General features: G+C 55.3%; 7 protein-coding genes. All 7 read left to right on the top strand.

Annotated elements, in window-relative coordinates; genetic code table 11:
* Nucleotides 1-34 precede the first annotated feature (34 nt).
* A complete protein-coding gene (rpsJ, locus tag VE009_RS00355; RefSeq protein WP_013921163.1) occupies nt 35-343 on the top strand; it encodes a 30S ribosomal protein S10 in 309 nt (102 codons plus the stop codon).
* A gap of 67 nt (nt 344-410) precedes the next feature.
* Nucleotides 411-1,040 carry a 50S ribosomal protein L3 gene (gene rplC, locus VE009_RS00350; protein WP_325005393.1) on the top strand — a complete coding sequence of 210 codons (630 nt, stop codon included), beginning with the start codon at nt 411-413 and terminating at the stop codon, nt 1,038-1,040.
* A gap of 17 nt (nt 1,041-1,057) precedes the next feature.
* Nucleotides 1,058-1,681 (top strand): 50S ribosomal protein L4, encoded by a 624-nt coding sequence (gene rplD, locus VE009_RS00345; RefSeq protein ID WP_325005392.1) that lies wholly within the window; start codon nt 1,058-1,060, stop codon nt 1,679-1,681.
* Nucleotides 1,681-1,974 (top strand): 50S ribosomal protein L23, encoded by a 294-nt coding sequence (gene rplW / locus VE009_RS00340; RefSeq protein WP_325005391.1) that lies wholly within the window; start codon nt 1,681-1,683, stop codon nt 1,972-1,974. Before rplD ends, rplW begins: the two co-directional genes overlap by 1 nt.
* 28 nt (nt 1,975-2,002) lie before the next feature.
* Nucleotides 2,003-2,833 (top strand): 50S ribosomal protein L2, encoded by an 831-nt coding sequence (gene rplB / locus VE009_RS00335; protein ID WP_325005390.1) that lies wholly within the window; start codon nt 2,003-2,005, stop codon nt 2,831-2,833.
* A gap of 45 nt (nt 2,834-2,878) precedes the next feature.
* On the top strand, nt 2,879-3,160 hold the full coding sequence (rpsS, locus tag VE009_RS00330) for a 30S ribosomal protein S19 (RefSeq protein ID WP_325005389.1): 282 nt from the start codon (nt 2,879-2,881) through the stop codon (nt 3,158-3,160).
* Nucleotides 3,161-3,257: 97 nt separating this feature from the next.
* Nucleotides 3,258-3,351, top strand: a 94-nt coding sequence (locus VE009_RS00325; protein ID WP_414694748.1) for a large ribosomal subunit protein uL22, incomplete at its 3' end; no start/stop codon positions are given.

Genomic DNA, 3,351 nt, shown 5'->3' with positions numbered 1-3,351 from the left:
ACAAAATTGGGCGATAGAAGGAGGGATTTTCACCATGGCGAAGCAAAAGATTCGTATCCGTTTGAAGGCGTACGATCACAGAGTTCTTGACCAGTCCGCGGAGAAAATCGTCGATACGGCAAAGCGTTCCGGAGCAGGCGTTTCCGGTCCGATCCCGTTACCGACGGAGAAGCAAATCATCACGATTTTGCGCGCGGTTCACAAGTACAAGGATTCCCGGGAGCAGTTCGAGATGCGTACGCACAAGCGCTTGATCGACATTGTCAACCCGACGCCGCAAACCGTCGACGCGTTGATGCGCTTGGACCTGCCGTCCGGTGTAGATATCGAAATCAAGCTCTAATACACGAGCGAAGCGATACATTTGCAAAATAAACTACTTTATTTATAGGAAGAAAAGAGGTGTCAACATGACAAAAGGTATCTTAGGAAAGAAACTGGGCATGACGCAGGTGTTCACGGAAGACGGCAACGTCGTACCGGTAACGGTAATCCAGGCGGGTCCTTGCGTAGTTCTTCAGAAGAAGGACTCTGACAACGACGGTTACGCCGCGATCCAGCTCGGTTTTGACGAGAAGAAAGAAAAGAACACTACGAAACCGGCGCTTGGCCACGTGAAGAAGGCTGGCACGACTCCTAAGCGCTACATTAAAGAATTCCGCGATGTCGACTTGTCTCAATACGAAGTTGGCCAGGTGGTAACTGCCGACCTGTTCGCGGAAGGCGAGTATGTTGACGTAACGGGTACTTCGAAAGGCCGCGGTACCCTCGGCGCGATCCAGCGTTGGAACATGAGCCGCGGACCGATGTCCCACGGTTCGAAATATCACAGAGGCCAAGGTTCGCTCGCGATTCACCGCGACGCCAACCGCGTGCCGAAGGGCAAGAAAATGGCGGGCCGCACGGGCAACGAGACGGTTACGCTGCAAAATCTCAAGGTCGTTAAAGTGGACACGGAGCGCAACGTTCTCCTGATCTCGGGTTCGATTCCGGGCGCGAAGAACAGCTACGTGAAAATCAAATCGGCGCTTAAGAAATAAAGAAAGGAGGAGCATCCATGCCTAAAGTAGCTTTGTATAATGTCAGCGGCGCCCAAGTGGGCGAAGTCGAATTGGCGGATACGGTGTTCGGCATCGAGCCGAATACGTACGTCATGCACGATGCGGTATTGCTGCAGCAAGCGGCGGTTCGCCTCGGCACGCACAAAACGAAAGGCCGCAGCGAAGTTCGCGGCGGCGGCCGCAAGCCTTGGAAGCAGAAGGGTACTGGCCGCGCGCGTCAAGGTTCCATCCGTTCTCCGCAATGGAAGGGCGGCGGGATCGTCTTCGGACCAACTCCGCGCAGCTACGGCTTCAAGCTTCCTAAGAAAGTTCGCCGTCTTGCCCTCAAGTCCGCGCTGTCTTCGAAAGTGATCGACAACGAAATCATCGTTCTCGACAACCTTTCGGTCGCTGCGCCGAAGACGAAGGAAATCAAGGCGCTCTTGAACAACTTGAAAGTCGATCGCAAGGCGCTCGTCGTTACGGCGGAGTATGACGACAACGTGGCGCTGTCCGTACGGAACTTGCCGAACGCGAAGTTCGTTTCGGCGGAAGGCATCAACGTGCTCGACGTACTCGGTTACGACAAGCTCATCATTACGAAGGATGCCGCCAAGAAAGTCGAGGAGGTGTTCGCGTAATGAAAAGCCCATACGATATTATCCGTCGCCCGATCATCACGGAACGTACGAGCGAGCTGATGGAAGACAAGAAATACGTCTTCGAAGTCGATCGTCGCGTGAACAAGACGGAAATTAAGCAAGCCGTCGAGTCGATCTTCAAGGTCAAAGTATCGGACGTGAACACGATCAACGTACCAGGCAAGCCGAAGCGCTACGGCCGGTACAGCGGCTATACGTCCGAATGGAAAAAAGCGATCGTTACGCTCACGCCGGACAGCAAAGAACTCACGTTCTTCGAAACGGCAGAGTAATCATTCTTGAAAGAAGGAGGGACACGAGATGCCAGTAAAAAGCTTTAAACCGACTACGCCGTCGCGCCGTCAAATGACGGTCAACGCGTTCGCGGAAATTACGACGGATAAACCCGAGAAGTCGTTGCTTGCGCCGCTGATGAACAAAGCCGGCCGCAACAACCAGGGTAAAATTACGACTCGCCACCACGGCGGCGGTCACAAGCGGAAATACCGGATCATCGACTTCAAGCGCAACAAGGACGGCGTTCCTGGACGCGTTGCGACGATCGAATACGATCCGAACCGTACGGCGAACATCGCGCTCATCAACTACGCCGACGGCGAGAAGCGTTACATCCTCGCGCCGAAGGGTCTGAAAGTCGACGACGTGATCGTTTCCGGTCCGGATGCCGACATCAAGCCGGGCAACGCGCTGCCGCTGGAAAACATTCCGGTCGGTACCGTTATCCACAACATCGAGCTGAAGCCGGGCAAGGGCGGCCAGTTGGTCCGCGCTGCAGGCACGGAAGCTCAATTGCTTGGTAAAGAAGACACGTACGCGATCATTCGCTTGTCTTCCGGCGAAATGCGCCGCATCCTTAAGGTATGCCGCGCAACGATCGGATCCGTAGGCAACGAAGACCACGAGCTGATCAACATCGGTAAAGCCGGCCGCAACCGCTGGTTGCGCAAGCGTCCGACCGTCCGCGGTGTCGTCATGAACCCGAACGATCACCCGCACGGCGGCGGCGAAGGCCGCGCACCGATCGGCCGCAAGTCGCCGATGTCTCCTTGGGGCAAGAAAACCCTTGGCGCCAAGACTCGGAAGAAAAACAAAGCATCCGACAAATATATCGTTCGCCGCCGCACGAAGTAATCGGCGCAACGCGATCAGGCTTAAGCCAGGAAGGGAGGATCATCCATGGGCCGCAGCTTAAAGAAAGGACCTTTCGTCGATGGCTATCTGCTCAAGAAAGTCGAAGAGCTGAACGCATCGGGCAAGAAGGTCGTAATCAAGACGTGGTCGCGCCGCTCGACGGTGTTCCCGCAATTCGTGGGTCACACGTTCGGCGTATACGACGGCCGCAAGCACGTACCGGTTTACGTAACGGAGGACATGGTTGGCCACAAGCTCGGCGAATTCGCGCCGACGCGTACGTATAAGGGCCACACCGACGACGACAAGAAAACCGGTAGAAGATAATTGATTTGTAAGGACCAGCGGGAAAAGGGTGCGCTTCACGCAAGCGGATCATTTTCCCCAATACGGACAAGGTCACTCGAGAGGAGGATACTATCTCGTGGAAGCGAAAGCACACTTGAGTCATGTTCGCATCACGGCACGGAAAGCGCGCCTGGTGCTCGATCTCATCCGCGGCAAGAAAGTGGGCGAAG

Source organism: Paenibacillus sp., assembly GCF_035645195.1.
Classification (GTDB): Bacteria; Bacillota; Bacilli; order Paenibacillales; family YIM-B00363; genus Paenibacillus_AE.
Note: the sequence above shows the minus strand (reverse complement) of the source record. Positions and strands in the feature narration are given on the sequence as shown.